The following is a 26,195-nucleotide window of genomic DNA, read 5'->3' as shown; positions in this document are numbered from 1 at the left end:
CCTGTCCCCGATGAAAAAATCTGACAATTTGAGTTTTCCCTTATTTTATGCGGGTTTCGGGCGTTTTTTGCGTTTTGGGGACGTGTTCCGGTGCATCGGAACACGTCCCCAAAATGGTTAAAATCCCTCTATTTTTCTTCAATCTGGAACTGTACCATGCTTCCAGCCTGTTCGGTTACCCAGAAATGTATGACTTTTTTCATCAGCATATCTTTTAAAACTTTTGTGTGCGGGTGTTTGTATTTATTCTGGTATCCTGCGCTGATGATCAGGACAAACTGCCCGCAGGAAAGTTCTTCGTTATAATTGTGCATGGAACCGTGATGTGGAACCTGTACGGTGCCGACAGACGGCATGTAGGCAGAGAGTTCTCCGGTGAGTGCGTCCCAGTTTTCTTTTGTTCCGGCGTCGTAGTCGCCCAGATACAGGCAGCCGTCCGGATAGCCGGTCCTGCGACCGGACTGTGGTTCTGTCAGATCCGGCATGAAAAAGCGGTACGGGCGGATCTGGCGGTGATCCGGCGTAAGCGGCCCGGAGTATACGACAAGGGAGTTGGAATTGAGACTTCCCGGTGCGTATTTCTGGTAAATCCGTTTAATATCATCCCAGTCATAGGAGAAGATATCGGATGTCTCAAGGTAGGCCTGCAATGTCTTTTTATCATATCCATTTTTCTTCAAGCCCCGGAAAAATGCCTTGCTTCTTCGGGTATTCTGGAAATTGTAAGGCACATAACCCCAGTCGGAGTCTGTATCGGACACAGTCAGATCCACTGCCTTGCCGGAAGGAACAGCACCGACATTGCCGCCCGGTCTGCGGCTGGAATCCTGCGGCATCACATAAAAGATTTCCGGAGTCTGCGTATCGACAGGAAGGGTGTAATCCTGCACTGCCCCATAAGGATCCACGATAAGTTTGGATAAAAATTCCGATTCTGTATTTTCCAGCCGGGCAATGAGCCTGGTCAGAAGGATTTCTTCCTCCGTCAGGAACGGAAGGTACAGACGTTCCACACAGCAGTGGGATAACAGAAATGGAAGTCCGTTGATGTGATCTTCGTGTAAATGGGAAATAAAAACTGCCTGAATCTTCTCCCTGGACTCAAACGTGCAGGCAATCTGCTTTTCGATAGCGGACCTGCTTGTGGATGAACCGCAGTCATAGACAACATTGACTCCGCAGTCAAACTGTTCTGTATAAAAGGCACCCTGCCCAACAGGTAAAAAACTTCTGATCATGTATGTACCTCCCGTATCATTCGTTCATCATTTTCTGATATGCACTGCCCCACTGTTCCATGGCATCAAGAATCGGCTCCATGGATTTACCAAGAGGGGAAAGGGCATATTCCACCCGCGGCGGCACTTCCGGATAAACTGTTCTTGTGATGATCCCGTCATCCTCCATCGCCCGGAGACTGTCTGTCAGCACTTTCTGGCTGACTCCTTCAAGGTCTCTTCTCAGTTCATTAAAACGCCACGGCCGCATCCGAAGATTTCTCAGAATCAACAGCTTCCATTTGCTTCCGATCAGCTGTACTGTCGTTGCCACAGGACAGGCCGGCATTTCTTCTTTTGTCATCATCTGGCGTCACCTCATCTCAATAGTTTTGCTGGAAATATTATATCAGATTTGAATGTAACATGCCAGTTGAATCCAGGGGTTATAAAAAGGTAACTAAGTAATAGATTAGTGCGTACTTTTTTCAGGAAGTTCCCGGCAGTACAATAAAACTGCAAACAGGAAGACGTTTAACGACAAAAAAAGGAGGAACAGAATATGTCACTTTTGAATCTGTTTGGATGGAGCAAAAAAATGGAAGAGGCGCCGGCATCTGCATGCGGTACGGCGTGCGGGGCAGCAGGAAAACCGGAGGAAACACCGGCAGCATGCGGCACAGCGTGCGGAGCAGCTGACAAACCGGAAGAGACACCATCTGCATGCGGTTCTGCGTGTGGAGCAGCTGACAAGCCGGAAGAGACACCGTCTGCATGTGGTTCCGCATGTGGAGCAGCTGACAAATAGGAAGCTGGAAGAAGAAAACGGACGCGGACTTCCCGGAAGGCCTGGGCCTCCGGGGAGCCAATGAAGAAGAAATTCGGCAAGAGGCCGATTGACATAGAAAGATCACAGCGGGATGATAGGAAGAGGAAGGAGCAAGGAAATGAAACAGTATTTTTCTTTTCAGTGGCATATCACAGATGAGTGCGATCAGAGATGTAAGCACTGCTATATTTTTTCAGAGGATAACTGCAAAAAACTGGACCAGATGACATGGAAGCAGATGAAGGAAACTTTTTATAACTGTCTGGATTTCTGTAAGGTGTATCACCGCCTGCCATATTTTTATATTACCGGAGGAGACCCGATTCTTCATCCGGATTTCTGGAAACTGTTGGGCCTGATGAAGGAGAACGGGATTCCATTTACCATTCTGGGAAATCCGTTTCATTTAAATGATGAGAACTGCCGGAAGATGAAGGAATATGGCTGTGAGAAATATCAGCTTTCCCTGGACGGAATGAGAGAAACGCACGACTGGTTCCGTAAACCGGGAAGCTTTGATATTACACTGGAAAAGATTAACTGTATCAAAAAGGCAGGGATACGCGCGGTCATTATGACAACGGTGTCCGGCACGAATATCGACGAAATCCCGGACATTATCGATACGGTTGCAGTACATGGAGCAGATGTCTTTGCGTTTGCAAGATACTGCCCGACCAGCGAGGAGAAAGATGTGGGAATTGAGCCGATGCGCTATCGGAAACTTCTGGAAGACTGCGACCGGAAATTCAAAGAGTACGAGGCAGCGGGATGCCAGACGTATTTTAACAAGAAGGACCACCTCTGGACACTGTATGAATATGAAACAGGAGAATTTCAGATTCCGAAGGCAGCAGAAGAAGGCATGATTTACGGCGGATGCAACTGTGGAAACTGCCACCTGACGATTCTTCCGACCGGAGATATTTATGCGTGCCGCAGAGTCCAGAACAGCAAAGTCGGAAATGTTTTTACGGACCGGATTGCAGACGTCTGGATCTGTCAGATGGAGCAGTACCGGGACTATACGAAATTTGAAAAATGTGCAAAGTGTGAGCTTCTGGCATGGTGCCGCGGATGCCCGGCTGTCGCAAGCGGACAGGATGGAAATTTCTATGCCGCGGATCCGCAGTGCTGGAAGGAGGTATCGGCATGATACCGGAAAGGATGAAAGCAGTTGTTTTAAGTGAGCCGACCAGGGCGGAAGCGGTCTGTCTGACAGAGGTTCCGGTGCGGAAGTCCGGCCAGGCTGGGTGCTTGTGAAGATTCATGCGTTCGGGATGAATCATTCGGAGCAGATTTTAAGACAGAGCGAAATTCGTGCGGATTACATCAAAAAGCCGGTGATTCCGGGGATCGAGTGCGTCGGAGAAATTGTCGATCCTTCGGACAGCCGGTTCCAAACCGGGCAGAAAGTTGCGGCGCTGATGGGAGGCATGGGGAGAAGTTTTGACGGCAGTTATGCGGAATATGTCCTGCTGCCTTCGCATCATGTCTTTGCAGTTTCTTCGGATCTTCCGTGGGAGGAACTGGCGGCAGTACCGGAGACGTATTTTACCGCCTGGGGTTCCCTTTTTGAGGGGCTGAATCTGAAGCCGGAAGATACGCTTTTGGTACGCGGTGCCACCTGTGCCCTTGGCTATGCGGCCATTCAGATCGCAAAAGCCCTCGGTTGTCAGGTAATTGCAACGACACATAAGAAAGAAAAATTAAAACTGCTGCAGGATGCAGATCTTGCCGTGCTGGATATCGGGAAACTTTCCGATGCGATCCCAAAAGCCTCCAAAGCACTGGAACTGGTCGGGCCGAAAACTCTTTCGGATACACTGCGCTGTGTACAAAAAGGCGGCATTGTCTGTGATACCGGGATTCTGGGCGGAACCGGCGTATGGAATGGATTTGATCCGATCAAGGGAATTCCAAACGGAGTATATCTGACAGGCTTTTACAGTAACCAGCCGGATCAGACAGTCATGCAGGAAATCCTGGACTTCTTTGATATTCACCGGATCCGTCCCTGCATTGGAAACATCTATCCGTTTTCTGAAATCCGGGAGGCGTGCATGGCAATGGAACAAGGGAAAGTCAATGGAAAAATTGTGGTGACAATATCAGAAAGAAAAGGAGAAGAGATATGGATGCAAAGACGTGCTTAAAGAAACTGGAATATGTCGGTGTGCTGGCATTTGCCACCGTGGACGCACAGGGTAACCCGCAGGTGAGAAACATCAGCGCAGTTCACTATGAGCCGGATGCTCTGTATTTCTTTACCGCCAGAGGGAAAGATTTTTACAGGGAGCTTCTGGAAGACGGAAGGGTGCAGATCCTGGGCTATACACGGTATAAGGAAATGATCCGGCTGTCGGCACAGGCAAAGCCGGTTTCTCAGGAGGAACAGCAAAAGTGGATCGATACGATTTTCCGGGAGCAGCCGTATCTGGAAAACGTCTATCCGGGAAATACAAGAGAAATTGGAATTGTGTTTGAAATCCGGGACGCTCAGATCGAATATTTCCATCTGGGTGTACATCCGATTTTCCGGGAAACCTATGTCATTGGAAATGGCAGGGAGAAAGAAAAGGGATACCGGATTACAGATTCGTGCATCGGATGCGGCACCTGCGTTTCGGTCTGCCCGCAGAGGTGTGTTACAACGGGAGATGCAGGAACACCGTATCACATCAGTCCGGAACACTGTCTGCACTGTGGAAACTGTTCTGAGCACTGTCCGGTATCGGCAATAGAACGAGTATGAGGTGAGAAAGATGTTATCAAGATTGTGGTCGAAAAAACCGGGAGAGTCCGGGGAAATGAATATAGAGAAACTGAAAAAAGCGTTGAATGAGGCGGAGAGTGTGCTTATCGGCGCGGGCTCCGGCCTCTCCACTTCCGCGGGATTTGTCTACACCGGAGAACGGTTCAGGAACTATTTTTCTGATTTTGAGAAACGCTATGGATTTCATGATATGTATTCCGGCGGATTTTACCCATATGATACGCTGGAGGAACACTGGGCATACTGGAGCCGCTATATCTGGATCAACCGCTATATGGATGCACCGAAACCGGTCTATGACGAACTGCTCGATCTGGTGAAAGACAAAGACTATTTTGTTCTGACTACCAACGTAGATCACTGTTTTCAGAAGGCAGGATTTGAGAAACACCGCCTTTTCTACACCCAGGGGGATTACGGGCTGTTCCAGTGCAGTAAGCCGTGCCATCCGAAAAATTATGAAAATGAAGAAGTGGTTCGGCAAATGGTACAGGCACAGGGATTTGAGATTGCAGAGAATGGAGAACTGATTCTGACGGATGGAACAGTGCCAAAACGGCAGATCCCGTCGGAACTTGTCCCTTACTGTCCGAAATGCGGGAAACCGATGGCAATGAATCTGCGCGCAGACGATACCTTTGTGGAAGATGAAGGATGGCACCGGGCAGCAGAACGGTATGCGGATTTCCTGCGCAGACACCAGAATGGAAAGATCCTGTTTCTGGAGCTTGGAGTCGGATTTAATACTCCGGGAATCATCAAGTACCCATTCTGGCAGAAAACAAATCAAAACCCGAATGCAGTTTATGCCTGCGTAAACTACGGGGAGGCTGCGGCACCGGAACCGATTGCGGAGCGGTCGGTCTGCGTGGATGGGGATATTGGGGAGGTATTGAAAAAATTAAAGTAAAATCGTGGACTATTTCCATAGTATGATTTGCAATTTGCTAAAACTATTGCTATAATATACTTTGTAAACGGAAAAGAAAAATGAATTGTATAGTAGTTGAATTCCAACGGAATAATAATATTATGGAGGTGTATTATGGCAATTGTAAGTGATGAACAGGTTATAAAAGTATTGCAACAGTATAATCCGTGGTGGCGTACACCTTCTGCTATAAAGGAAGAAAGTAAGCCTCAAAAGAGGCTGGCATATTATGAAGCTCTGAAAACGCTTACACATAAGAGCATCCGGAGGTTTGCCGTTTTGTCTGGTATGAGGCGTGTAGGTAAGACGACAATTTTATATCAGATTATTGAGCATCTGATTGATGAGGGAGTCAATCCTAAAAACATTTTGTACGCTACTTTTGATAATCCGATTCTGAAACTTGTCAATGTGGAAAATGTGCTGTCCATTTATGAATCTATGTATCCTATCGAAGGCATACAGTATATTTTCTTTGACGAAGTGCAGTATACTGAAAATTGGGAACTTTGGATGAAGGTGATCTATGATAGCAGAAAGGATATTCGCCTGATTGCCACAGGATCTGCCAGTCCTATTTTAGAAAAGGGTTCTGCAGACAGCGGTACAGGTCGATGGAGTGTTCTCAAAATACCTACCATGTCATTTTATGAGTATTGCAGGTTACTTGATCTGGACTTGCCTCTTCTGCCGGAGGATTTACGTCTATCAGAGCTTCCAGGCTATGGTTTGGCACAACTTGGTGATTTGATGAATAAATTTATTCCGCTGCAAAATCATTTTAACCGTTATCTTATGATTGGAGGCTTTCCGGAGCTGGTATTATCGGACGATGATGCCTATGCCCAAAGGATGCTGCGAGAAGATGTGGTTGATAAAGTTATTAAGCGCGATGTACTGTCGCTATTTAATATACGAAGTCCTTTGCTGATGGAAAAGCTGTTTCTCTACCTGTGTATGAATTCTACGGAGATTTTTAATGCAACTACCGCAGCCAAGGAATTGGAGAATATCTCGATCACAACAATTGATAGTTATATCAAGGCATTGGAAATGTCCAATCTCATTTATCTGGCAAAGCCGATGAATGTGGGAAGCAAAGGTTCGCTAAAAGGGAAACCGAAAATATTTGTCGCTGATGCGGCTATCCGTAATGCTGTGCTGATGATTGACGATGTACTTTCGGATGAAAAGGAACTTGGTGCAATGGTGGAAACAACTGTTTACAAGCATATGGTTTCCTTCTATCAGGGCAGTCCGGCACAACTGGGATATTTCAGAAAGGCAAAGGATAATAAGAAAGAGGTTGATGTGGTAGTGGAACTTCCTCGCCAGAAGATTCTCTGTGAAGTAAAATATCGTAATCAATCCCACATTGCGGAGACAGATGCCATTGTAGAGTTGTGTAAGGACGAAAAATCCAAAGTAACAAACGCCTTTTTAATCACAAAACGCCTGGACGATTTTGGTATTACCAGGCACGAAACAATGGTACCGATTTTGCGTGTACCGGCCATTGCATTTCTCTATATCTTAGGCAAGACGGAAGCAGAGGGAAAGAATGGAATGTGACTATTTTGCCTTTGAACAAATATTTTTTGAATGGACAATATAAAAGCCACTTTGTATTTCCCTAAAAAGGAGGGGAGGAACAGAAGGCTTCCAAAAGAGAAGCTTTCTGTCCCTCCCCTCCTTTTAGAGTAAAGTTCTTACCGAATATACGTCACGCGGTCCGGATCGAATCCCCCTCTTGCCGCAGGTGTCTCATCTGCAACGCCGACCGCTACGATTGATACAGGAATACTCTGAGTATTCAAAATTTCCTGGATTTTTTCCACCCGGTCCATGGCAGGATAGCAGCCGCACCAACAGGTGCCGTATCCGAGATCTTTTGCCTGAAGGAGAAGATTTTCAATGGCTGCGCCGCAGTCCTGCGGCCAGTAAGGTCCACATTTACCTTCCTGGAGATCCGGCCGTCCACAGACAACGATGGCAGCGGAGGCGGTGGTAAGCATACTGGTGTAAGGATGAGCTTCCTGAAGTCTGGCCATTGTATCACGGTTGGTAATGACGAAAAATTCCCACGGCCTTGTGTTGCATGCGCTTGGCGCCATCATGGCAGCTTCCAGCATCTTTTCAAAATCCTCCTGAGGGATCGTAACCTGTTCTTTATATTTGCGGATACTTCTTCTTTCACGGATTACATCCGAACAATTCATACTAAATGCTCCTTTCCTCTAAAGACAATTTCTGAACAATTTGATTACGTTTATTATAACGCCGGATGTGCCGGCAAGCAAATCAGTCCGTATACGCAGCCAGCAGTTTGTGTACACAGAAGCAGATCACAAATCCTGCAATGTAGACGGCGATATGCACGTTCAGGACGGTATTCCGAAACAGAATTGCCGGCGCCATGCAGACCAGGACGGCAAAGAACAGGATCAGGATGAAACGGAAACGGTTCTTCCGGCGAGCCTGTTCGGATTCGTCTTTGAGAGAAGTTTTGCAAATATACTGTACAATCGCGTAAGAAACGACGAGAATGATCAAAGTTGCGGAAATCGTTCCCGAGGAGACCGGAACGTGGATCATGCTGCCGCCGTTTTGTACGCTGTCAAGAAGTCCGGTGACCATCCAGAGCGGCATCAGAATCGCAAGGCCAAGGAACAGAATGTCGGCATGGTAAGCGATCGTCTGTAAAGGCGTCCGCGGCGGAAGTTCTGCTACAATGCCTTTGCAGAATTCTTTGTAGTCCTCTCCGAGAACTTCGGAAGCAGAAGCCCCTCTTGCAGCTCCTTCCAGTAACATCCGTGTAATATCCAGCCGGACAAGTTCTACCTGATATTCACTGATCGGAAAGGATTTCAGATAGACGACAATATCGGTCAGGATCTGCCGTGTTTCTTTCGGCAGTTGCTTCTCATAATGATTATTCTGCTGTTGCAACGCTTTTCTTTTATTCATCATCATTTCCTCCCTTCACATCGGCAAGCAGGGCAGCGACAGCGGCGGATAATTCCCGGTAGCTTGTCAGAAAAGACTGAAACTCCGTCTCCCCATCTTCCGTCAGTGAATAGTACTTGCGCTTCGGACCTACGTCGGACTGACGGTAAGTGGCACGGATCATTCCATTTTTCTCCAGCCGCAGGAGAATCGGATAGATGGTTCCTTCCGTAATCTTTCCGAAGCCGTACTGTCCAAGTGCCTCTGAGATTTCATATCCATATGTTTCTCTTTTTCGGATGATGCCAAGGATACAGCCCTCCAGTGTTCCTTTCAACATCTGCGTCGAGATCATAATTATCACATCCTATTTTGTAATACCAAATAGCTTGAGTATATGGTAATACAAAATACCGGATGTGTCAATAGAAACAGGAGTAAATGAGAGAAAATGAGGGAAAGAAGAAAGAAAAAACCGGATACGGCAAGCATCTCCGGTATCCGGTTTCGGAAAAAGTGTCAGGTGAGTAGTGTTATACTGTTGTTTCGCGCCTGATCAATATCGGCGGAATGATCTTATGCACCGGTTCTTTTAACGGTTCCGGCCGTCTTTTCTTACGTTCTGCCATCTGTGCGGACAAAATGTTCATTGCTTCATTGGCGATGACAGAGATCTGCTGGCCAACTGTACTCATAGGAATGACGGCCTCTCTGGAAATCGGAGAATCGTCAAAGCCGATGATCTGATATGTTTCCGGAAGTTTCCCGTATTTTTGAAAGAGAATATTCAGGAGCACATTTGCGTGGGTATCATTAGGCATAAATACCCCTTTCTTCCTGCCGGGATATTTACTTTCAAGCTGATCCACAAGGCCGGAAATCCGTTCTTTGTTTTCTTCAAATGTATTGCCAAGATGCGTAAGAATGAGTTCATAAGGCAGGGAGTTTTCTTTACATGTATCAACAAAACCTCTGATTCGGCCAGAAGCAGGGATCGTGTCCGGAAGATCACTGTTTACATGGATCAGGATATCGCAGTCACTCTTTCTGAGCAGACTTGCGGCCTGTACACCTCCCATATAATTATCTGTATTCACACTGGAGATATACTGGTCTTCCCGCTCAATCCCAACAACAGGGATATTGTAGGAAGCAAGTTCCTGTGAAGGAATCGTTCCGCTTAGAGTAATGAGCCCTTCAATATTGTAAGCGAGGAGCTCTTTTATATATGCCCGCTCTACGTTTGCTTTGTCATTGCCCGCAAATACGAGAAATTTATACTTGTATTTTTCGTATGTAGCCAGGATCTGATTAAGCATCTCTGAATAATAATGCAGGTACAGATTTGGTATGATAATGCCGACGAATTCCGTTTTTCCGCTTGCCAGTATCCTTCCAACCTTATTTTCTTTATAATCTAGTGCTACAAGAGCATCTGCGATCTTCTGCTGATTTTCTAACGTAAGGGAATCCGGATTATTGAAATAGCGGGAGATCGTTGTTTTGGAAAAGCCGGTATAGGATGCAATATCGGCAAAAGTGACCTTCTTTGTTTTCATGTAGTAATCCCTTCCTCTCTTCATGATAAAAATAAATGTCAGGATAAACAGTGGTGAAATACCGGATGCTGTAAAAGTCCTTGCCACTCATTATATCAGATATAATTGACAGAAATCAATAAAGTAACCGGTAACGACACCGGTTTTGTGACATGTGTACAGAAAGTACGGGGGAAAAATAGCAGATATGACGAAAGTGTATTTTTTGATTGACATCTGTGTTAGTTAGGACTATGATTGCATTAAAGGAACCGGTTACTTAACCGGTAACAAAACTGTTTTTTATGAAAATATCAAATGAAAAAGGAGGAGATGGGATGAGAAAGCGGTTGCTGATCCTGACAGGTATACTTCTTGCTTCGACATGCCTCGCAGGATGCCGGCAGAAGGATCCAGAACCTGGAGAGATTGCCGGCTACGATGAAGGCGAAGAGTATTTATCCATATGGGTACACTCGATTGAGGATACGGAAGAGGGAGAGGCTTACAAAGAGTCGGTCGAAAGTTTCAATGAGGCATACGACGGAAAATATTTTGCGGATATAGAGTTTGTGCCAAGGAATGACAGCGGAGGCGGATATTCGGATAAAGTCAATGCATCTGTCATGGCAGGAGGACTTCCGGATGTACTTACAGTAGACGGACCGAACATATCAGCGTATGCTGCAAACGGAATTATTCAGCCGCTTGCCGATCTGACGGAAGAAGAGAAAAGTGAATATCTTCCTTCCATTATTGAACAGGGGACGGTCGATGATCAGCTGTATGCACTGGGAGTAATGGAATCAAGTGTTGGTCTCTATTACAATAAAGATATTCTCGAGGAAGCAGGTATCGAAGTGCCGGAGATGGATGATCCATGGACATGGTCGGAATTTCTGGATATTCTGGAAGAACTGAAACCGGTTATGGAAGAGAAAAACGGCTATCCGCTGGATATGACTTTTCCGGTAGGGGAAACGAGTATTTATTACTTTGCCCCGTTCGTCTGGTCCGGAGGGGGAGAACTGGTAAGTGACGATGGACTGACCGCAGATGGATATTTCAACTCAGAAACGACAGTTGAAGCAATGGAGTATTTTCAGACAATAGTTGACAACGAATACATGGCGGAAGCTCCAATAGACCATCTGTTTGAAAGTAGAAGAGCCGCTTTCAAATTTGACGGGGCATGGGAAGTCAACACTGTTTACACGAGTTATCCGGACATCAGCCTTGGAGTCGCACCTTATGTTGTAAATGACAACTGGGACGGCGGAACTTATACGCCGACAGGTTCCTGGGCATTTGCAGCATCATCGGAGACGGAGGAGATTGAAGGAGCGACCGAGCTTGTCAAATGGATGAGCGGTGTGGACAGCGGGATCCGGATCTGGGAGATGGCGAAAAGCTTTCCATCCACCTACGAGGCATTCGAGAGCATCGATGTTTTCCAGACGGACGAAAACTACAGCGCACTATATGAACAGCTGAGTACTTATGGCCACCCGCGGCCAAAGACGCCGGTATACCCGCAGGTGAGCACCTCTTTTCAGGAAGTGCTTGAAAGTGTGGCACTTGGCGGAAAAGACGCCTCGTCCGAACTTGACAAGGCGGTGGAACGAATTGATGCGAAACTGGAACGTTATACGAGGAAATAAACAATGAAAAAGAAAAATTCAATTATGGGAATGGCGTTTTTCGGACCTGCACTTGTACTGCTCACGTTGTTTTTGTTCCTGCCGATGCTTCTGACTTTCGGATTCAGCTTCACAGACTACTTTGCGCTGAACCCTGAGCTGACACATTTTGTAGGGCTGGAAAACTATATTAATATTTTTAAAGACGAATTGTTTGTACAGTCATTTTTGAATACTGTAAAATTTGTAGTTATCATCGTACCTCTTCAGTGCGGCGGAGCGCTGCTGCTTGCTCTTGCGATCAACAAAGCCGCGCACTGTAAGAAATATTTTAAAGTTGCGTTTTTTGTACCTGTTGTAATGTCTCTGGCTGTTGTATCTACTTTATGGATGCAGATTTACAGCCCGGAAGGGATACTGAACACACTGCTTGCGAATTTCGGAATTGACACGCAGCCGTTTATCCACAGTGCAGACCAGGCGCTTCCGTCTATTGCCATCATGAGTGTGTGGCAGGGTGTAGGATATCAGATGATCATCTTCCTTGGCGGTCTGCAGAATATTAATCCTGCACTCTATGAAGCGGCGGAGATGGATCATGCAAGTGCATGGCAGAAGTTCAAAGATATTACGCTTCCGGAACTGAAACCTCTTTGTATCTTCGTGTTCATCACGGTTACAATCGGCGCGTTCCGTATGCTGGTTCAGCCGATGGTTATGACCGGAGGAGGTCCGGATCATTCGACCTACACGATCGTCTACGATATTTACGAGACAGGTACTGTGAACTGGGAAATGGGTCTTGCGTCTACGATGGCAGTTGTATTTACCGTATTTGTCGTAGTGCTGACGATTATTCAAAATGTATTGACTAAGGACAAGGAGGAGAGAAAGCATGTTAACAAAAAAGCAAAAGCGAATTAACTGGATCCTGGTAGCAGTACTGCTGATCCTGTCAATCTTCTTCCTGTTTCCTGTAATATGGATGCTGGCGAACTCCTTTAAGCCGGATGCGGCAATCACCGCTGACATGAATTCGGTTGCGGCATTTATCCCTCCGGCACCTGACGGAAATTTCTTTGAAAACTATGTTTCCATTATCACCGATACGAGCTTTTTGAGATATATGGCGAATACGCTCTTTTATGCGGCAATTCTCATTCTTTTAAGTATTGTGGTAAATGGACTTGCAGGATATGCGCTGGCAAAAATCAAGTTTCCATTCCGTGACCAGTGGCTTATGATTATCATTATGCTGCTGATTGTGCCGACAGAGACAGTCATCACCATTCACTTTCTGATTATTGCAAAGGCAGGGCTGCTGAATACAATTGTAGGATATATTCTTCCGCTGATTGTGAATCCTTTTAATATCTTTCTGTTCCGTCAGGTGTTCGTAAGTCTGCCGGACGATGTGTATGAGGCGGCACAGCTTGACTTCTGTGGACCGGTAAAATACTTTTTCACCATGGTTCTGCCTATGTCCAAGACAGTTGTGGCAACAGTCAGCGTATTCACATTCCTGAATGTGTGGAATGACTACCTCTGGCCGTCACTGGTATTTACGTCCAGTGATCTGCTGACGGCTCAGATCGGCCTGAACTCCATCACATCGAATGAAAATACAACGATGGGACAGACACTTGCAGTTATCACTCTTGTTACGATTCCGGTTATTATCATCTACTCTTTGTTCTCAAAACAGATCGTGGAAGGCGTAACATCAACAGGTTCAAAGGAAGGATAAGAAGATGAGTTTTATAGAATTTAAAAATATTTGTAAAATGTATCCTGGATCAGATAAAAATACAGTAGAAAACTTCAACCTTGATATTGAAGAAAAAGAGTTCATTGCTTTTGTAGGTCCGTCCGGCTGCGGAAAATCCACAACATTACGTATGATTGCCGGATTTGAGGAGATCACCGGAGGAGAACTCTATATTGACGGGAAAAAAGTGAATGAAGTGGCGCCAAGAGACCGCGGCATTGCCATGGTATTTCAGAACTACGCTCTGTATCCGCATATGACGGTGGAGAAAAATATCGGATACGGATTGAAGAATATGAAGATGCCGGCGGACCAGATTAAGAAAAAGGTCGACTGGGCGATTGATATCCTTGGATTGGAAGAATACCGCCATCGTAAACCGAAAAATCTGTCTGGAGGACAGAGGCAGAGAGTTGCTCTCGGGCGTGCGATTGTAAAAAATCAGAAAGTGTTCCTCATGGATGAACCGCTCTCAAATCTGGATGCTAAACTTCGCGTCAGCATGAGGACGGAGATCAGTAAGCTCCACAGAGAACTGGGGGCAACCACAATATATGTTACGCATGACCAGGTGGAAGCAATGACCATGGCAGACCGGATTGTTATTATGAAGGACGGAATTATCCAGCAGGTTGGAAAGCCTATGGAACTTTATGATCATCCGAAGAATCAGTTTGTCGCCGGATTCATCGGCTCCCCTCAGATGAACTTCTTTGATGTCACTGTTTCCGGAAATACGGTGAAATTCGCCGATGGAAATACAATCACTTTATCAGAGGGAATGGCAAAAAAACTGGGTGGACACCAGGGTGAAATGGTACTTGGAATCCGCGGTGAGGATATCAAGATGGATGCTCAGAATATGGATCTTCACAGTGACAACCAGCAGTATGCGGTCATCACGGATACGGAAGTGATGGGGAATGAAAACAACCTGTACTTCAACTTCGGCGGAACACAGGCAGTGGCGAGAGTATCGAAATATGAAATCAGTCAGATCGGGGACCGGATTGATTTCGTGTTCATGCCGTCAAAGATGCATTTCTTTGACAAGGAGACGGGAATCAACTATACGGAAATGTGATCCCCGGTCAAACAAAGATAAGATAGACATGGAGGAAGCTATGAAAAGACAGCGATTGCACTTGAAAGCGCCGGATAACTGGATCAACGATCCGAACGGCTTCATATACTACAAAGGATATTATCACCTGTTTTATCAGTATTTCCCGTATGAACCACGCTGGGGAACCATGCACTGGGGCCATGCAGTGAGCAGGGATCTGGTAACATGGGAACATCGGGGAGTGGCACTTTATCCATCTACCCACGAAGACAGGAACGGATGCTTTTCCGGAAGTGCTATAGAGGAAGACGGAAAACTGTATCTTGTTTATACCGGCGTACGCTACGAGGTTGTGAATCCGGAAGATCCACATACGTGTCTGGATGAACAGTTCGAATCTGCCCAGCTTATGATTACTTCCGAGGACGGATTCCACTTCGACAATGAAGAGGGAAAAACAGTCATCATTCCTCCGCTTACAGATAAAAAGATCGGCGACCGGACACATACGAGAGATCCCAAAATCTGGAAAGGAAAAGACAGATGGTATCTAATTCTGGGAAGTACAATGGAAGAAAAGTATGGAGAGGTCCTTTTTTACCAGAGTGAGGATCTGCATACATGGACCTATGTGAATAAAGCATGGAAAGGCCCGGATTATGGATGGATGTGGGAATGCCCGGATTTCTTTGAAACAGAAGGGGGCGGCGTACTGATGGTTTCCCCGATGGGACTGCTTAAAAACGGAGAAAAAGAGACCAATCAGTCAATATGTTTTCCGGCGAAATTTACGGAGAGTACCTGCCGGATGGAGATACCGGATCAGTACCAGTTTACAGACTATGGAATGGATTTGTATGCCCCTCAGACCACTCTTGACCCGGAGGGGAGAAGAGTTATGGAAGGATGGATCCGGATGCCGAAACCGGCGGAGGAGGGCTGGATTGGAATGTTCTGCCTGCCGCGAATTGTAGAGAGAAAGGGAAATCATATTTATTTCCGAATACATCCGAATGTGAGGGCGGCATATTCTAAAGAAATCACAGATATTTCCTGTGCTTCAAAAGACGGATACATGGCGGTATTTGATCTGGAGGACGGGGAGCAGGCAGATATCGGCGGTTTCCTTATCAAAAGAAAAGGAAACAGGATTCAAACAGATCGGACAGCAGTATATCCTTCCATTAAGGGAGCGCATCTTGTATCTGAGACACCGGAACTTACAAACGGATGTCGGATTGAGGTACTGGCAGATAAGAATCTGATTGAAGTTTATATCAATGACGGAGAGTATGTGATCAGTAATGCAGTGTATGGAATCGGCGATTTTATTAAGGTAAACATTGAAAAAACAGTACATCTGTATACACTGAAGGAACATGATGAAAGAACACGGGGAGAGGAGTAAGGCGGACTTTGGTTCTGCTGCAGGGACTATGAAAAAATATGATGTGACAGCACTGGGAGAACTGCTGATTGATTTTACAGAAAACGGGGTCAGCGGTCAAGGCAATCCCTTGTTCGAGGCAAATCCCGGAGGAGCACCCTGTAATGTCCTTGCCATGCTTTCAAAGCTTGGACGAAATACAGCTTTTATCGGGAAAGTCGGAAAAGACGTTTTTGGAGAACGGTTGAAGACCGCTTTGGAAGAAGCGGGAATCGATGCTCAGTATCTTCGTATGGATGAAAAGATCCATACGACCCTTGCTCTTGTGCATACCTTTCCGGGTGGGGACAGGGAGTTCTCCTTCTATCGAAATCCAGGAGCAGACATGATGCTTACAGAAGAGGAGATTCCGGAAGAGCTGATCCGGAATTCCAGAATTTTTCATTTTAGAAGCATTTCCATGACCCATGAAAAGGTAAGGAATGCTACCAGAAAAGCAGTACAGATCGCAGAACAAGCTGGATGCATGATCTCCTTCGATCCAAACCTGCGGGCACCCCTCTGGGACGATCTGAATGAGGCAAGAGAGCAGATACAATGGGGATTGAAGCACTGCCATATTTTGAAGATCTCAGATAATGAAATTACCTGGCTGACCGGGAAAAAGGACTACACAGAAGGTGTGGAGTGGCTGAACAACAGATACCGGATTCCGCTTGTACTTGTATCTATGGGAAAAGCAGGAAGCAGAGCTTACTATAAGGGGAATATGATAGAGGTACCTCCGATTCTACGGGAGGACACGATAGAGACAACCGGAGCCGGGGATACATTCTGTGGATGTATACTGAATGGGATTCTGGAAAAGGGGCTGGAACAACTTACAGACGAATATTTGAAAGAAATGCTGATGTTTGCCAACAGCGCAGCTTCGGTGATCACAACAAGAAGAGGTGCATTGCGCGTGATGCCGTCAAGAGAAGAAATCGAGGGAAATTTTAGTTAATATTGACAGAGCTCGTAAAGTCCTGGTTTTAGAAGGCTTTACGGGCTTTGTTTTTTGTCCGGCAGTGTCAAAATTCGTTTTTCAAGAAAAGGCGTTATGCAAGAAGTCTTGTATAAATGTCCCGATCCAGATCTTTGAATACATTGAAGATCACGTTCTTCACACTGGTATCTTTTGCGAGAAATTCCCGGACGGTTTGGACGGCAATCTCAGCCGCCTTGTCATTCGGAAAATGAAATTCTCCTGTGGAGATGCAGCAGAAAGCAACGCTGTGTAACCCGTGGCCTGCGGCAAGTTCCAGACAGGATTGATAGCAGTCCGCAAGTTGACGGCAGTGTGTCTCGGTCAGGCGACCCGATACGATGGGACCGACGGTATGAAGGATGTACCGGCACGGAAGATTAAAGGCCGGTGTCAGCTTAGCCGTCCCGGTCGGCTCCGGATACCCCTGTTTTTCCATGATGGTGCCGCAGAGCAGGCGCAGTTGTATGCCGCTGAATGTATGAATGCAGTTGTCGATGCAGCGGTGGTTCGGGACGTAGCAGCCGGTCATGCCGCTGTTTGCCGCATTGACGATGGCATCGCATTTCAGCGTCGTAATATCGCCCTGCCAAAGATAAATGCCGTCTGAGACAGGAGTCAGATCCGTAAGATCAGTGATTCCCTTTTTCCGGGTCTCTTCCTGAAGATAGGCATCCTGAACGTTCAGAAATTCTTCGCTGATTTCGCGCGGCGGCCGGACATTCAAAAGGGCACGCAGAAGCATCTTCTGGTTTTCTTCTCCGGATGGAATCTGCATGGTCCGGTAAGACGGTTCCTCTTTTAACAAGGTTTCAATCAGGTATTGTCTTCGTTCGTTCTGGTTCATGAATTCTTACTTCCTTTGTTTATGATTAATAGATGTAATCGTTTTGCTTACAAGGGAAAGTGTAGCAGAGAGCAGATGTAATGTCAATAGTTACAATAAAATACATGAAGAATTTCTTTAAAATATGGTACACTGAAAGAAGGAGGAAACACACAATGAAGATTACGCGAGGCCTTCAGTTTTATACGGGAAGCAGGGAAGAGAAAATAGAAGGATTCACGGAGGAATTCCCTTATATTGCGTCAAGGGCGGAATTAAACGCTTATCGGGAATCCTTTGTGCCATGGCACTGGCATAAGGCGGTGGAACTGTTTTATATAGAAAGCGGGACACTGACTTACCATACACCCGGAGGGGTGAAAGAATTTTCGGCCGGATCGGGCGGGATGGTGAATTCCAATGTGTTGCATATGACGAAATTTCAGAAAGAGGGCAGAGAGAACGTGCAGCTTCTTCACATTTTTGATCCGGTTTTGGTTGCGGGGAATTACAGCAGCCGGATCGGAGAAAAATATGTGACGCCGCTGATTTCTTCACAAGAGCTGGAGCTGATCTGCCTTTCCCCGGAAAACCCGGAGCAGCAGAAGATTCTTCACATGATCCGGCAGGCGTTTCAGATCCCGGAAGAAGAAAGTGGGTATGAACTTCAGATCCGCGAAGCCCTGTCGGAAATCTGGCTGGAACTTTTCCGGCAGAATCAATCGGTGCTACATAAACAGAAATATCCGGGACCGGCAGACCGCTCGAAAGAACAGATCAAGCAGATGATGAGCTATATTCAGGAGAATTATGCAGAAAAACTGACTGTTTCCGGGATTGCGGCTGCGGCATTTGTCAGCGAAAGGGAATGTTACCGGATTTTCCGGAAATGTTTGCAGATGACACCGACAGAATACCTGACGGGATTCCGGATTCAGACAGCGTGCCGGATGCTGGAGGAAGGCAGGAAGTCTATCACGGAAATTGCTCTGGACTGCGGAATGGGAAGCGGCAGTTATTTCGGTAAAGTATTTCGGAAGTATCAGGGAGTGTCACCACTTGCATACAGAGATCGATGGCGGGATTTTACCAATAAGTGACGGAAAAAAGATATCATCCAAGGATACTGCGGCGTTATCATAACAGTAAATGATGCGAAACAGAGAGGGATGAGATGATGGAACTGAATGTAAAAACAGCGGAAAAGGAACTGGAACGTGCAGAGAAATTAAATCCGGGAGACTGGGTGGCACATTCCCGGTTTGTTGCTCAGGCATGTAGAAATATAGCAGCCTGCTGTCCCGGATTATCACCGGACGAGGCATACTGTTTTGGACTTTTGCATGATATTGGACGGTATGCGGGGAGAAGCTCGGAGAAACACCTGATTGACGGTTACCGTTACTGTATGGAACGAGGCTGGGAAAAGGCGGCGCAGATCTGCATTTCCCATGCATTTATGATCCAGGATATCCAGACGTCAATCGGTGTTTTCGACGTATCGGAAGAGGACTACCGGTTCATGGAACAGTTTATTCAGCACGCCGTCTACGATGATTACGACAGACTGGTACAGCTGTGCGACGCGCTGGCGCTTCCGACCGGATTCTGCCTTCTGGAGAAGCGGTTTGTGGACGTGGCAGTCCGGTACGGGACAAAACCCGCTACCGTACCGAGGTGGAAGAAAACACTGGAAATCAAGGAGATGTTTGAACGAAAAATCGGCGGATCGATTTATGACCTTCTCCCGGGAGTTGTTGAAAACAGTTTTTAGCAGGAGGGAAAATAACAGCCTCCGGACGGGAATCCCTGCACAATAAAAAACAGAAATAATTCTTGCGATCCGGGTTTGTTTCAGATATAGTTAGTTAAGACAAACTATAAGGAGAACAAAATGGAAATCAAACAGTTAGAATATTTTGTAGCAGCCAGTGAAAAGGGAAGCTTTAATAAGGCGGCAGAGTGTCTGTATACATCGCAGCCCAATGTAAGTAAAGTCATTTTAAGTCTGGAAAAAGAACTGGGGCGGGAGCTTTTTGTAAGAAACAGCAAAGGCATACAGCTGACGTCTTTTGGGGAGATGATCAAAGAGTACGCCCAGAATATCCTGAAAAATGCCCAGCTGATTCACAGTACCGTATCCGTCAATCCGGGAGCAAGGCTGAAAGTTTCCACATTTCCAAGCAATCTGCTTGCAGGGATTCTGGTCAGCTTTTATGAGGAAACAAAGGAAAACTATACGATTGAACATCTTCAGGGGACGGCGGAAGAAATCACGGATAATGTCAAATCCGGAATCTCTGAGATGGGTGTTGTCTTTATTGCGCAGAACCAGCTGGCGGCGTTTCAGCATATCCTCACCCACAAAAAGCTGGAGTTCCATCCGCTGGCCACAAGAGAACTGTGCCTTTACGTGGGAAAGAACAACCCGTTGTACGAGCGCAGCGAAGTCCGCTTTTCGGAACTTCCCAAGCTGCGGTTTGTCAGTGGAGCCAGGGATTATTTCTCGATGGAACATCATCTGGAGACAATAAGCCTTGGGATCATCAGCCGGGAAATGCTCAACAATGTCATCTGTACCAACAGCGAGTATGCCCTGATCCATGCACTCAGTACGACCGATCTCTGCGGGATGGGCGTGAAGTTTCTCACGAACCAGTATGAAGGACACGGAATCAAAACACTGACAGTCAAAGACTGTGAACCATTTCTTACGGTTGGCTATGTCGCGTCAGAACAGCATATCTTGAGCAGTCCATGCGTTGAATTTATAGAAAAATTAAGAGAGAAGCTATAACTGAAGAAGCAGAAAAACCCATTCCAAATCGATATTGGTTAGTTAAAACTAATCCGTGCTATAATCGGTTTCGTCAACAAACCAAGGAAGGGGGATTCAGCTATTAAAGGAAGAAAACTAACAATCATTCTTGCGGGGCTTTTGATTGTCCTGTCTTTTCTGTCGCTGTTTGTAGGCGTCATGGACATGGATCTGCGTCAGCTTTTGACAGGAGATGCGAAGCAGTGGGAAATCTTTCTGGTATCCAGAATGCCAAGGCTGCTTGCGATTTTGTGTACGGGAATCGGCATGAGCACCGCAGGACTGATTATGCAGCAGTTATGCATGAATAAATTTGTTTCGCCGACAACGGGAGCAACCATATCTTCGGCTCAGTTCGGGATTCTTCTGGCACTTTTGTTTATGCCAAAATCCACACTATGGGGAAGGGCGCTGTTTGCTTTTGCGGCGGCGATTCTGGGAACGTGGATTTTCGTATGGTTTATCCAGAAAATCCAGTTTAAAGATGTGGTGATGGTGCCGCTTGTCGGAATTATGTTCGGAAACGTAATCGGTGGAATCACCAATTATCTTGCCTACAAATATGAAATGACACAGGCATTGTCGTCCTGGCTGGTAGGACATTTTTCCCTTGTGATGCGGGGACGGTATGAGATTGTATATCTGGTTGTGCCGCTGGTGGTGCTTGCGTTTCTCTTTGCAAGCCATTTCAACATTGTGGGAATGGGAAAGGATTTTTCCAGAAATCTTGGAGTACCGTACAATTTCGTCCTTTTCATGGGACTTACCATTGCGGCGATGATCACAGCATCTGTTGTGGTGGTCGTGGGATCAATCTCCTATATCGGCCTGATTGTGCCAAATATCGTCGCCATGTTTAAAGGCGACAAGATCCGCGGAACCCTTGTGGATACAGCCCTGTTTGGGGCGCTCTTTGTTCTGGTATGCGACATGATCGGAAGAATTGTGATTGCTCCGTATGAGCTGCCGATTGAACTGGTCATCGGCATCCTCGGAAGCCTTCTTTTTATCGGGCTTTTGCTATACCGGTTAAAGCACGGAAGAAAAGCGGTAACGTTCCGGACGGGCGGCGCGGCCGGATGTGCGGAATGTGTGACCGGACTGGACGGAGGTGACAGAGCGTGAGGACAAAAGCATACTATCGGAACATACAGAAACTGGTGATGATGGCCCTGCTTGCGGTAGTGGCGGCAGCGGCATACATGCTGGTGGAAGTTAATTTTAACAATGAGAGACTCTTTTTCTATGCCCTGAAACTGCGGACGCCAAAGCTGATTGTCATGGTTATCACTGCTTTCGTCATCGGAGGCGCCTCCCTGGTGTTCCAGTCGGTGATCAACAATACTATCGTTACCCCGTGTCTGCTTGGGATGAATTCCCTTTATACCCTGATTCATACGGCGGTGGTATTTTGCGCGGGATCCACAAGCGTTCTTGCAAACAATGCAAATCTATCGTTTGCGGTGGACCTCGTCATCATGGGGATTACGGCAACGGTGATCTACGGCTGGCTTTTCAAAAAGACAAACTATAACGTCCTGTACGTACTGCTGATCGGGACGGTGCTGACCTCGTTTTTCTCCAGCATCCAGTCGACACTTACAAGAGTGATGGATCCGAATGAATATGACAATCTGCTGAGCACGCTTGTGGCAAGTTTCAGCAATGTCAACTCGGAGATTATTCTGTTTTCCGTGGTGGTTCTGGGAGTTCTGATTTTTGTTCTGAGAAAAGATCTGGCACTTCTGGATGTCATCACGCTTGGAAGGCAGCAGGCGGTGAATCTGGGTGTAGATTATGACCGGACGATCCGCAGGCTTCTGCTTGGAGTTACGATCTGTATCGCGGTGGCAACAGCAATGGTGGGACCGATCTCATTTCTGGGACTGATCATTGCCAACCTGTCAAGGCAGCTCCTGCAGACATTCCGGCATAGACAGCTGAGCCTCGGCAGTGCCCTGTTTGGAACGATCGTACTGGTTGCAGGACAGCTGATTGTGGAACACGTTTTTACCTATTCGATTCCGGTCAGCGTGTTTATTACAGTGGGCGGCGGTCTCTATTTCCTGTATCTGCTGCTGACAAGACGGAGGGTTTGAGAAATGAACATACAAGAACTGACAAAAACATACGATGGGAAAACAGTAGTGGATTCAATCTCGTTTGAGATCCCGAAGGGCAAGGTCCTGTCGCTGATCGGTCCAAACGGGGCCGGAAAATCGACGGTCATGGGCATGATTTCGCGTCTGATTGCGCGGGATGAAGGAATGGTGGATTTTCACGGAAAAGATATTGGAAAATGGAAGAGCAGGGAGCTCTCCAAAAAGCTGGCGATTCTGACCCAGAGCAACCAGATCCAGATGAAGCTGACGGTGCAGGAGCTGGTCGCCTTCGGACGCTTCCCGTATTCCGGAAACCGGATTAGAAAAGAGGACCAGGAAATCATCGATCAGGCCATTGCCTACATGGAACTGGAAGAGATGAGAGACCGGTTCATTGACGAACTCTCAGGAGGACAGCGGCAGAGAGCGATGATCGCCATGGTCATTGCCCAGGACACAGACTATGTACTGCTGGATGAACCGACCAACAACCTGGATATTTACCACGCCGCCAATATGATGAAGATCGTGCGCAGGCTCTGCGATGAACTGGGCAAGACGGTGGTACTTGTACTGCATGAAATCAATTATGCGGCATTTTATTCGGATTATATCTGCGCCTTTGTGGACGGCAGAATCGCAAAATTCGGAACCGTGGAGGAAGTTATGACAAAGGAAAATCTGTCGGAGATCTATCAGGTGGATTTTGAAATTCAGATGGTCAAAGGAAGACCGCTGGCAATTTACTATTAAATGATTTCTATATGAAAAAGGAGAACAGGATTATGAAAAGAAAACTCATTACATTGATTTTAGCCTGCACAATGGCTTTCTCACTTGCCGCGTGCGGTTCCAAAGAAGCGGACAATACATCGGGGGAAGCACAGACAGTGGGAAATGAAGAAACTTCAGAACCGGAGACTGTGACGATCACAAGCCTGGACGGAAATGGAGAAGAGACGCAGGTCGAAGTACCGTACCGTCCGGAACGGGCCGCCCTCCTCGATATGGCCAGTCTTGACATTATTGACAGCCTTGGAGAAGGAGACTGCGTAGTTGGAAGCGCAACCACTTCCCTCGATTATCTGCAGGACTATGTGACGAACGAGAATATAAAAAATCTGGGAACCATCAAGGAAGCAGATCTGGAAGCAGTCATGGAAAGCGAACCGGACGTGATTTTCATCGGGGGACGGCTTTCCGCTTCCTATGACGCACTGAGTGAAATCGCGCCGGTGGTTTATCTTTCCACAGACAGCGAAAAGGGTGTGGTAGAAAGTGTACGCAGCAATGCGGAAACCATCGCTGCAATTTTTGGAAAAGAAGATAAAGTAGAGGAACTGATGGCCGGATTTGACAAGCGTATCCAGACTCTGGCCGAATTTGCGGAAAACAAAACTGCCATTATCGGAATGTGCACAAGCGGCGGCTTCAACATTCTCGGAAACGACGGAAGATGCTCCCTGATCGGAAATGAGATCGGGTTTGAAAACATTGGAGTAGCTTCGAATGTGGATACCTCCACCCACGGAAATGAAGCATCTTTCGAATTCGTAGTGGAACGCAATCCGGAATACATCTTCGTCATGGACCGTGACGCCGCAATTAACACAGAAGGCGCTCAGCTTGCACAGGAGATTGTGGAAAATGAGCTTGTGAAGGGAACGGACGCATACAAAAACGGACATATCGTGTACCTGGAACACCCGGCAGTATGGTATACGGCAGAGGGCGGAATTAGCGCACTGGATATCATGCTGCAGGATCTGGAAGGGGCACTGCTGTAACAATAATTTTGAAAAGCCTGATTCTTGGAAAGAAGAATCGGGCTTTTTTCATGGTGCGGATTTCGCGGACTGGAATGGGGAGGGAAGGAGCTTTGGAGGGCTTAGAAAGAGAGTGCTATCGGTTGGCGAAAGATAAAGAGTCTGATAAAATGGAAGGTAGAATTGTATGGTGTAAATGCGGGAAATAATTTTTTAGAAGAAAGAAGATTTAGTTAGGAGATTGATATGCAGTTACCATATTCTGACATACTGGACATTGCTCATTTTTCCAGATTGTTTGACAACAAAAGCGAGTGCTATAAATTATTCTGGTTTCAGGCGATTGCGCGGAAAATCAAAGAGGGACACACGATCATTACCTTCGAGGAACTGATCGATGAAATGATTGCCGATGCCTGGTATATGGTTTCAGAGTATCACTTAAATCTGGGACCCAATGATGCGCTGGAACGGGTGGTTCATCGCCTGGGTGAAATCAGCAACATGAAATCCTGCGAGAAGAAAGAAGTGATTCTGGACTATCTGGCAGCCTGTGAGGATAAAGAAGTCCTGAACATGAAACGGACTTTATCACAGAACGTACCGTATCGGCTGCAGGCACCTTTCATGGAGTCCATGAAGGGAAAAGAGTGGAACAGATCCGGCAAAAACCTTGCAGCAAGAATTAATCAGGAAGAAAGACTGATGTATTATTTTTTACAATTCCGTGGACTGGACACCCGGATTCAGATACAGAAAGAATGGGCGGATTATATCGAAGAGAAATACGAAATCATACAGGGATGGGTGGAGCGAAATCTCATCCAGTATCTCCAGAGAAGGAATCCAAGTGTTCCGGGAATCGTGACAAGCTCTATCCGCCGAAAGAGAGGAATCTGGAAAAGGTTAAAAAATACTGGAAAATGATTGTTTCCATCAAACCTGTCTGCGAGATCTATGGAGAAGAACGGCTGAATGAGAAAAATATTTCGATTGATCATTTTGTGCCATGGGCTTATGTGGCACATGATGAGCTGTGGAATCTGACGCCTACGACCCGGAGCATGAACAGCAGGAAAAGCAACAGCCTTCCGGACTGGAATACTTATTTTCCGATGTTATGTAAAAGCGAATATTTATCCTACGAAATGATGTGGGAATATCCGGAAATCCATGCGGCGTTTGAGAAATGCGCCAAGGAACATCTAAATAATCAGGAGATTAAGCACAAGCTGTATCAACGCGGGCTGTCAGAAAGAGAGTTCTCCGGGCGGCTGGAAGAGGTGATGCTTCCGGTCTATCAGTCTGCAAAAAGTATGGGATTTTCGAATTGGAGTCTGAGAGTGTGAGAGGATGGGATAATCGGTGCGTATTACGGAGATATGGTATATTGCTGTGCAGTGGGAATTGGTGGGGCAATGGGATGGATGAAAGTGCATGGATCGAGGATCGTACCAGAATGGAGTATTGAAAACAGGGCGGTGTGGAAGAGCGGAAAAGAGGAAAAGGATATTTGAAAAAATAAGAGAATATCAGAGAGTATTTCAGAGATAAAGGA

The 26,195-nt window shown here is 46.5% G+C and carries 28 protein-coding genes; 21 read left to right on the top strand and 7 right to left on the bottom strand.

Features of this window, described 5'->3' with window-relative positions; genetic code table 11:
* Nucleotides 1-128: 128 nt before the first annotated feature.
* Both Selli1_RS05850 and Selli1_RS05845 read right to left on the bottom strand, forming a co-directional pair.
* A complete protein-coding gene (locus Selli1_RS05850; protein WP_138373613.1) occupies nt 129-1,238 on the bottom strand; it encodes an MBL fold metallo-hydrolase in 1,110 nt (369 codons plus the stop codon).
* Between the two features lie 16 nt (nt 1,239-1,254).
* A complete protein-coding gene (locus Selli1_RS05845) occupies nt 1,255-1,584 on the bottom strand; it encodes a winged helix-turn-helix transcriptional regulator (RefSeq protein ID WP_138373614.1) in 330 nt (109 codons plus the stop codon).
* 195 nt (nt 1,585-1,779) lie between these two features.
* Between Selli1_RS05845 and acgA the strand changes: the two genes are divergently transcribed.
* The 6 genes from acgA to Selli1_RS05815 all read left to right on the top strand — a co-directional run bounded on the left by acgA (nt 1,780) and on the right by Selli1_RS05815 (nt 7,325).
* Nucleotides 1,780-2,025: an ACGX-repeat peptide gene (gene acgA / locus Selli1_RS05840; protein WP_087168993.1), complete on the top strand. Its 246-nt coding sequence runs from the start codon at nt 1,780-1,782 to the stop codon at nt 2,023-2,025.
* Nucleotides 2,026-2,164: 139 nt separating this feature from the next.
* On the top strand, nt 2,165-3,202 hold the full coding sequence (gene acgM, locus Selli1_RS05835; RefSeq protein WP_087168994.1) for a radical SAM/SPASM domain protein, ACGX system: 1,038 nt from the start codon (nt 2,165-2,167) through the stop codon (nt 3,200-3,202).
* 103 nt (nt 3,203-3,305) lie between these two features.
* The gene (locus Selli1_RS05830; protein WP_243128556.1) at nt 3,306-4,202 is read left to right on the top strand and encodes a zinc-binding dehydrogenase; all 897 of its coding nucleotides are present in this window, start codon (nt 3,306-3,308) and stop codon (nt 4,200-4,202) included.
* Nucleotides 4,181-4,801: a 4Fe-4S binding protein gene (locus Selli1_RS05825; RefSeq protein ID WP_281845443.1), complete on the top strand. Its 621-nt coding sequence runs from the start codon at nt 4,181-4,183 to the stop codon at nt 4,799-4,801. The genes Selli1_RS05830 and Selli1_RS05825 overlap by 22 nt, the downstream gene beginning before the upstream one ends.
* A 10-nt stretch (nt 4,802-4,811) precedes the next feature.
* Nucleotides 4,812-5,732 (top strand): SIR2 family NAD-dependent protein deacylase, encoded by a 921-nt coding sequence (locus Selli1_RS05820; RefSeq protein ID WP_281872479.1) that lies wholly within the window; start codon nt 4,812-4,814, stop codon nt 5,730-5,732.
* Nucleotides 5,733-5,867: 135 nt separating this feature from the next.
* Nucleotides 5,868-7,325 (top strand): ATP-binding protein, encoded by a 1,458-nt coding sequence (locus Selli1_RS05815; RefSeq protein WP_191427879.1) that lies wholly within the window; start codon nt 5,868-5,870, stop codon nt 7,323-7,325.
* A gap of 137 nt (nt 7,326-7,462) precedes the next feature.
* Here the strand turns inward: Selli1_RS05815 and Selli1_RS05810 are convergent, their stop codons facing one another.
* From Selli1_RS05810 to Selli1_RS05795, 4 genes are all read right to left on the bottom strand, one after another.
* Nucleotides 7,463-7,972: a nitroreductase family protein gene (locus tag Selli1_RS05810; RefSeq protein ID WP_191434474.1), complete on the bottom strand. Its 510-nt coding sequence runs from the start codon at nt 7,970-7,972 to the stop codon at nt 7,463-7,465.
* An 82-nt stretch (nt 7,973-8,054) separates the two neighbouring features.
* Complete coding sequence (locus Selli1_RS05805) at nt 8,055-8,720, bottom strand: hypothetical protein (protein WP_281845440.1); 666 nt, start codon at nt 8,718-8,720, stop codon at nt 8,055-8,057.
* Nucleotides 8,713-9,054: a PadR family transcriptional regulator gene (locus Selli1_RS05800; protein ID WP_191427882.1), complete on the bottom strand. Its 342-nt coding sequence runs from the start codon at nt 9,052-9,054 to the stop codon at nt 8,713-8,715. Before Selli1_RS05800 ends, Selli1_RS05805 begins: the two co-directional genes overlap by 8 nt.
* Nucleotides 9,055-9,232: 178 nt before the next feature.
* Nucleotides 9,233-10,258 (bottom strand): LacI family DNA-binding transcriptional regulator, encoded by a 1,026-nt coding sequence (locus Selli1_RS05795; protein WP_138373619.1) that lies wholly within the window; start codon nt 10,256-10,258, stop codon nt 9,233-9,235.
* Nucleotides 10,259-10,575: 317 nt separating this feature from the next.
* On the opposite strand from Selli1_RS05795, the gene Selli1_RS05790 reads away from it, so the two are divergent.
* The 6 genes from Selli1_RS05790 to Selli1_RS05765 are packed head-to-tail and all read left to right on the top strand — an operon-like array spanning nt 10,576 to nt 17,104.
* Nucleotides 10,576-11,898 carry a sugar ABC transporter substrate-binding protein gene (locus Selli1_RS05790; protein ID WP_281872478.1) on the top strand — a complete coding sequence of 441 codons (1,323 nt, stop codon included), beginning with the start codon at nt 10,576-10,578 and terminating at the stop codon, nt 11,896-11,898.
* Between the two features lie 3 nt (nt 11,899-11,901).
* Nucleotides 11,902-12,801, top strand: coding sequence for a carbohydrate ABC transporter permease (locus Selli1_RS05785; RefSeq protein ID WP_087169001.1), 900 nt, complete (start codon nt 11,902-11,904; stop codon nt 12,799-12,801).
* On the top strand, nt 12,773-13,624 hold the full coding sequence (locus Selli1_RS05780; RefSeq protein WP_087169002.1) for a carbohydrate ABC transporter permease: 852 nt from the start codon (nt 12,773-12,775) through the stop codon (nt 13,622-13,624). Before Selli1_RS05785 ends, Selli1_RS05780 begins: the two co-directional genes overlap by 29 nt.
* A 4-nt stretch (nt 13,625-13,628) precedes the next feature.
* Complete coding sequence (locus Selli1_RS05775; RefSeq protein ID WP_281872477.1) at nt 13,629-14,729, top strand: ABC transporter ATP-binding protein; 1,101 nt, start codon at nt 13,629-13,631, stop codon at nt 14,727-14,729.
* Nucleotides 14,730-14,769: 40 nt separating this feature from the next.
* Nucleotides 14,770-16,119, top strand: a complete 1,350-nt coding sequence (locus Selli1_RS05770) for a glycoside hydrolase family 32 protein (RefSeq protein WP_281872476.1) — start codon at nt 14,770-14,772, stop codon at nt 16,117-16,119.
* Nucleotides 16,120-16,147: 28 nt separating this feature from the next.
* Nucleotides 16,148-17,104: a carbohydrate kinase family protein gene (locus Selli1_RS05765; RefSeq protein WP_281872475.1), complete on the top strand. Its 957-nt coding sequence runs from the start codon at nt 16,148-16,150 to the stop codon at nt 17,102-17,104.
* Between the two features lie 94 nt (nt 17,105-17,198).
* Here Selli1_RS05765 and Selli1_RS05760 read toward each other — a convergent pair whose 3' ends face one another.
* Nucleotides 17,199-17,972 (bottom strand): protein-ADP-ribose hydrolase, encoded by a 774-nt coding sequence (locus Selli1_RS05760; RefSeq protein WP_281845435.1) that lies wholly within the window; start codon nt 17,970-17,972, stop codon nt 17,199-17,201.
* Nucleotides 17,973-18,127: 155 nt separating this feature from the next.
* Here Selli1_RS05760 and Selli1_RS05755 point away from each other — a divergent pair, with 155 nt between their 5' ends.
* From Selli1_RS05755 to Selli1_RS05715, 9 genes are all read left to right on the top strand, one after another.
* Nucleotides 18,128-19,051, top strand: a complete 924-nt coding sequence (locus Selli1_RS05755; RefSeq protein ID WP_281845434.1) for an AraC family transcriptional regulator — start codon at nt 18,128-18,130, stop codon at nt 19,049-19,051.
* A gap of 77 nt (nt 19,052-19,128) precedes the next feature.
* Nucleotides 19,129-19,725 carry an HDOD domain-containing protein gene (locus Selli1_RS05750; RefSeq protein ID WP_281845481.1) on the top strand — a complete coding sequence of 199 codons (597 nt, stop codon included), beginning with the start codon at nt 19,129-19,131 and terminating at the stop codon, nt 19,723-19,725.
* 120 nt (nt 19,726-19,845) lie between these two features.
* Nucleotides 19,846-20,748, top strand: a complete 903-nt coding sequence (locus Selli1_RS05745; RefSeq protein ID WP_281872474.1) for a LysR family transcriptional regulator — start codon at nt 19,846-19,848, stop codon at nt 20,746-20,748.
* A gap of 141 nt (nt 20,749-20,889) precedes the next feature.
* Nucleotides 20,890-21,894, top strand: coding sequence for an ABC transporter permease (locus Selli1_RS05740; RefSeq protein WP_281872473.1), 1,005 nt, complete (start codon nt 20,890-20,892; stop codon nt 21,892-21,894).
* A 38-nt stretch (nt 21,895-21,932) separates the two neighbouring features.
* On the top strand, nt 21,933-22,868 hold the full coding sequence (locus Selli1_RS05735) for an iron chelate uptake ABC transporter family permease subunit (protein WP_281872498.1): 936 nt from the start codon (nt 21,933-21,935) through the stop codon (nt 22,866-22,868).
* Between the two features lie 3 nt (nt 22,869-22,871).
* On the top strand, nt 22,872-23,624 hold the full coding sequence (locus Selli1_RS05730; protein ID WP_281872472.1) for an iron ABC transporter ATP-binding protein: 753 nt from the start codon (nt 22,872-22,874) through the stop codon (nt 23,622-23,624).
* Between the two features lie 32 nt (nt 23,625-23,656).
* On the top strand, nt 23,657-24,658 hold the full coding sequence (locus Selli1_RS05725; protein WP_281872471.1) for a siderophore ABC transporter substrate-binding protein: 1,002 nt from the start codon (nt 23,657-23,659) through the stop codon (nt 24,656-24,658).
* Between the two features lie 225 nt (nt 24,659-24,883).
* A complete protein-coding gene (locus tag Selli1_RS05720; RefSeq protein WP_281845429.1) occupies nt 24,884-25,564 on the top strand; it encodes a hypothetical protein in 681 nt (226 codons plus the stop codon).
* Nucleotides 25,561-25,986, top strand: coding sequence for an HNH endonuclease domain-containing protein (locus Selli1_RS05715; RefSeq protein WP_281845428.1), 426 nt, complete (start codon nt 25,561-25,563; stop codon nt 25,984-25,986). Before Selli1_RS05720 ends, Selli1_RS05715 begins: the two co-directional genes overlap by 4 nt.
* The last annotated feature ends 209 nt before the right edge of the window (nt 25,987-26,195 follow it).

The sequence above is a fragment of the Sellimonas catena genome, from assembly GCF_027924685.1.
Classification (GTDB): domain Bacteria; phylum Bacillota; class Clostridia; order Lachnospirales; family Lachnospiraceae; genus Sellimonas; species Sellimonas catena.
Note: the sequence above shows the minus strand (reverse complement) of the source record. Positions and strands in the feature narration are given on the sequence as shown.

What these genes read in the sequence shown, in the direction of transcription:
- Selli1_RS05845 (WP_138373614.1), bottom strand. Translation starts at nt 1,584, where the DNA reads ATGATGACAAAAGAAGAAATGCCGGCCTGTCCTGTGGCAACGACAGTA.
- Selli1_RS05790 (WP_281872478.1), top strand. Translation starts at nt 10,576, where the DNA reads ATGAGAAAGCGGTTGCTGATCCTGACAGGTATACTTCTTGCTTCGACA.
- Selli1_RS05760 (WP_281845435.1), bottom strand. Translation starts at nt 17,972, where the DNA reads ATGAACCAGAACGAACGAAGACAATACCTGATTGAAACCTTGTTAAAA.
- Selli1_RS05820 (WP_281872479.1), top strand. Translation starts at nt 4,812, where the DNA reads ATGTTATCAAGATTGTGGTCGAAAAAACCGGGAGAGTCCGGGGAAATG.
- Selli1_RS05810 (WP_191434474.1), bottom strand. Translation starts at nt 7,972, where the DNA reads ATGAATTGTTCGGATGTAATCCGTGAAAGAAGAAGTATCCGCAAATAT.
- acgM (WP_087168994.1), top strand. Translation starts at nt 2,165, where the DNA reads ATGAAACAGTATTTTTCTTTTCAGTGGCATATCACAGATGAGTGCGAT.
- acgA (WP_087168993.1), top strand. Translation starts at nt 1,780, where the DNA reads ATGTCACTTTTGAATCTGTTTGGATGGAGCAAAAAAATGGAAGAGGCG.
- Selli1_RS05720 (WP_281845429.1), top strand. Translation starts at nt 24,884, where the DNA reads ATGCAGTTACCATATTCTGACATACTGGACATTGCTCATTTTTCCAGA.
- Selli1_RS05800 (WP_191427882.1), bottom strand. Translation starts at nt 9,054, where the DNA reads ATGATCTCGACGCAGATGTTGAAAGGAACACTGGAGGGCTGTATCCTT.
- Selli1_RS05725 (WP_281872471.1), top strand. Translation starts at nt 23,657, where the DNA reads ATGAAAAGAAAACTCATTACATTGATTTTAGCCTGCACAATGGCTTTC.
- Selli1_RS05750 (WP_281845481.1), top strand. Translation starts at nt 19,129, where the DNA reads ATGGAACTGAATGTAAAAACAGCGGAAAAGGAACTGGAACGTGCAGAG.
- Selli1_RS05780 (WP_087169002.1), top strand. Translation starts at nt 12,773, where the DNA reads ATGTTAACAAAAAAGCAAAAGCGAATTAACTGGATCCTGGTAGCAGTA.
- Selli1_RS05715 (WP_281845428.1), top strand. Translation starts at nt 25,561, where the DNA reads ATGATTGTTTCCATCAAACCTGTCTGCGAGATCTATGGAGAAGAACGG.
- Selli1_RS05770 (WP_281872476.1), top strand. Translation starts at nt 14,770, where the DNA reads ATGAAAAGACAGCGATTGCACTTGAAAGCGCCGGATAACTGGATCAAC.
- Selli1_RS05775 (WP_281872477.1), top strand. Translation starts at nt 13,629, where the DNA reads ATGAGTTTTATAGAATTTAAAAATATTTGTAAAATGTATCCTGGATCA.
- Selli1_RS05745 (WP_281872474.1), top strand. Translation starts at nt 19,846, where the DNA reads ATGGAAATCAAACAGTTAGAATATTTTGTAGCAGCCAGTGAAAAGGGA.
- Selli1_RS05730 (WP_281872472.1), top strand. Translation starts at nt 22,872, where the DNA reads ATGAACATACAAGAACTGACAAAAACATACGATGGGAAAACAGTAGTG.
- Selli1_RS05825 (WP_281845443.1), top strand. Translation starts at nt 4,181, where the DNA reads ATGGATGCAAAGACGTGCTTAAAGAAACTGGAATATGTCGGTGTGCTG.
- Selli1_RS05735 (WP_281872498.1), top strand. Translation starts at nt 21,933, where the DNA reads ATGATGGCCCTGCTTGCGGTAGTGGCGGCAGCGGCATACATGCTGGTG.
- Selli1_RS05850 (WP_138373613.1), bottom strand. Translation starts at nt 1,238, where the DNA reads ATGATCAGAAGTTTTTTACCTGTTGGGCAGGGTGCCTTTTATACAGAA.
- Selli1_RS05785 (WP_087169001.1), top strand. Translation starts at nt 11,902, where the DNA reads ATGAAAAAGAAAAATTCAATTATGGGAATGGCGTTTTTCGGACCTGCA.
- Selli1_RS05765 (WP_281872475.1), top strand. Translation starts at nt 16,148, where the DNA reads ATGAAAAAATATGATGTGACAGCACTGGGAGAACTGCTGATTGATTTT.
- Selli1_RS05805 (WP_281845440.1), bottom strand. Translation starts at nt 8,720, where the DNA reads ATGAATAAAAGAAAAGCGTTGCAACAGCAGAATAATCATTATGAGAAG.
- Selli1_RS05755 (WP_281845434.1), top strand. Translation starts at nt 18,128, where the DNA reads ATGAAGATTACGCGAGGCCTTCAGTTTTATACGGGAAGCAGGGAAGAG.
- Selli1_RS05795 (WP_138373619.1), bottom strand. Translation starts at nt 10,258, where the DNA reads ATGAAAACAAAGAAGGTCACTTTTGCCGATATTGCATCCTATACCGGC.
- Selli1_RS05815 (WP_191427879.1), top strand. Translation starts at nt 5,868, where the DNA reads ATGGCAATTGTAAGTGATGAACAGGTTATAAAAGTATTGCAACAGTAT.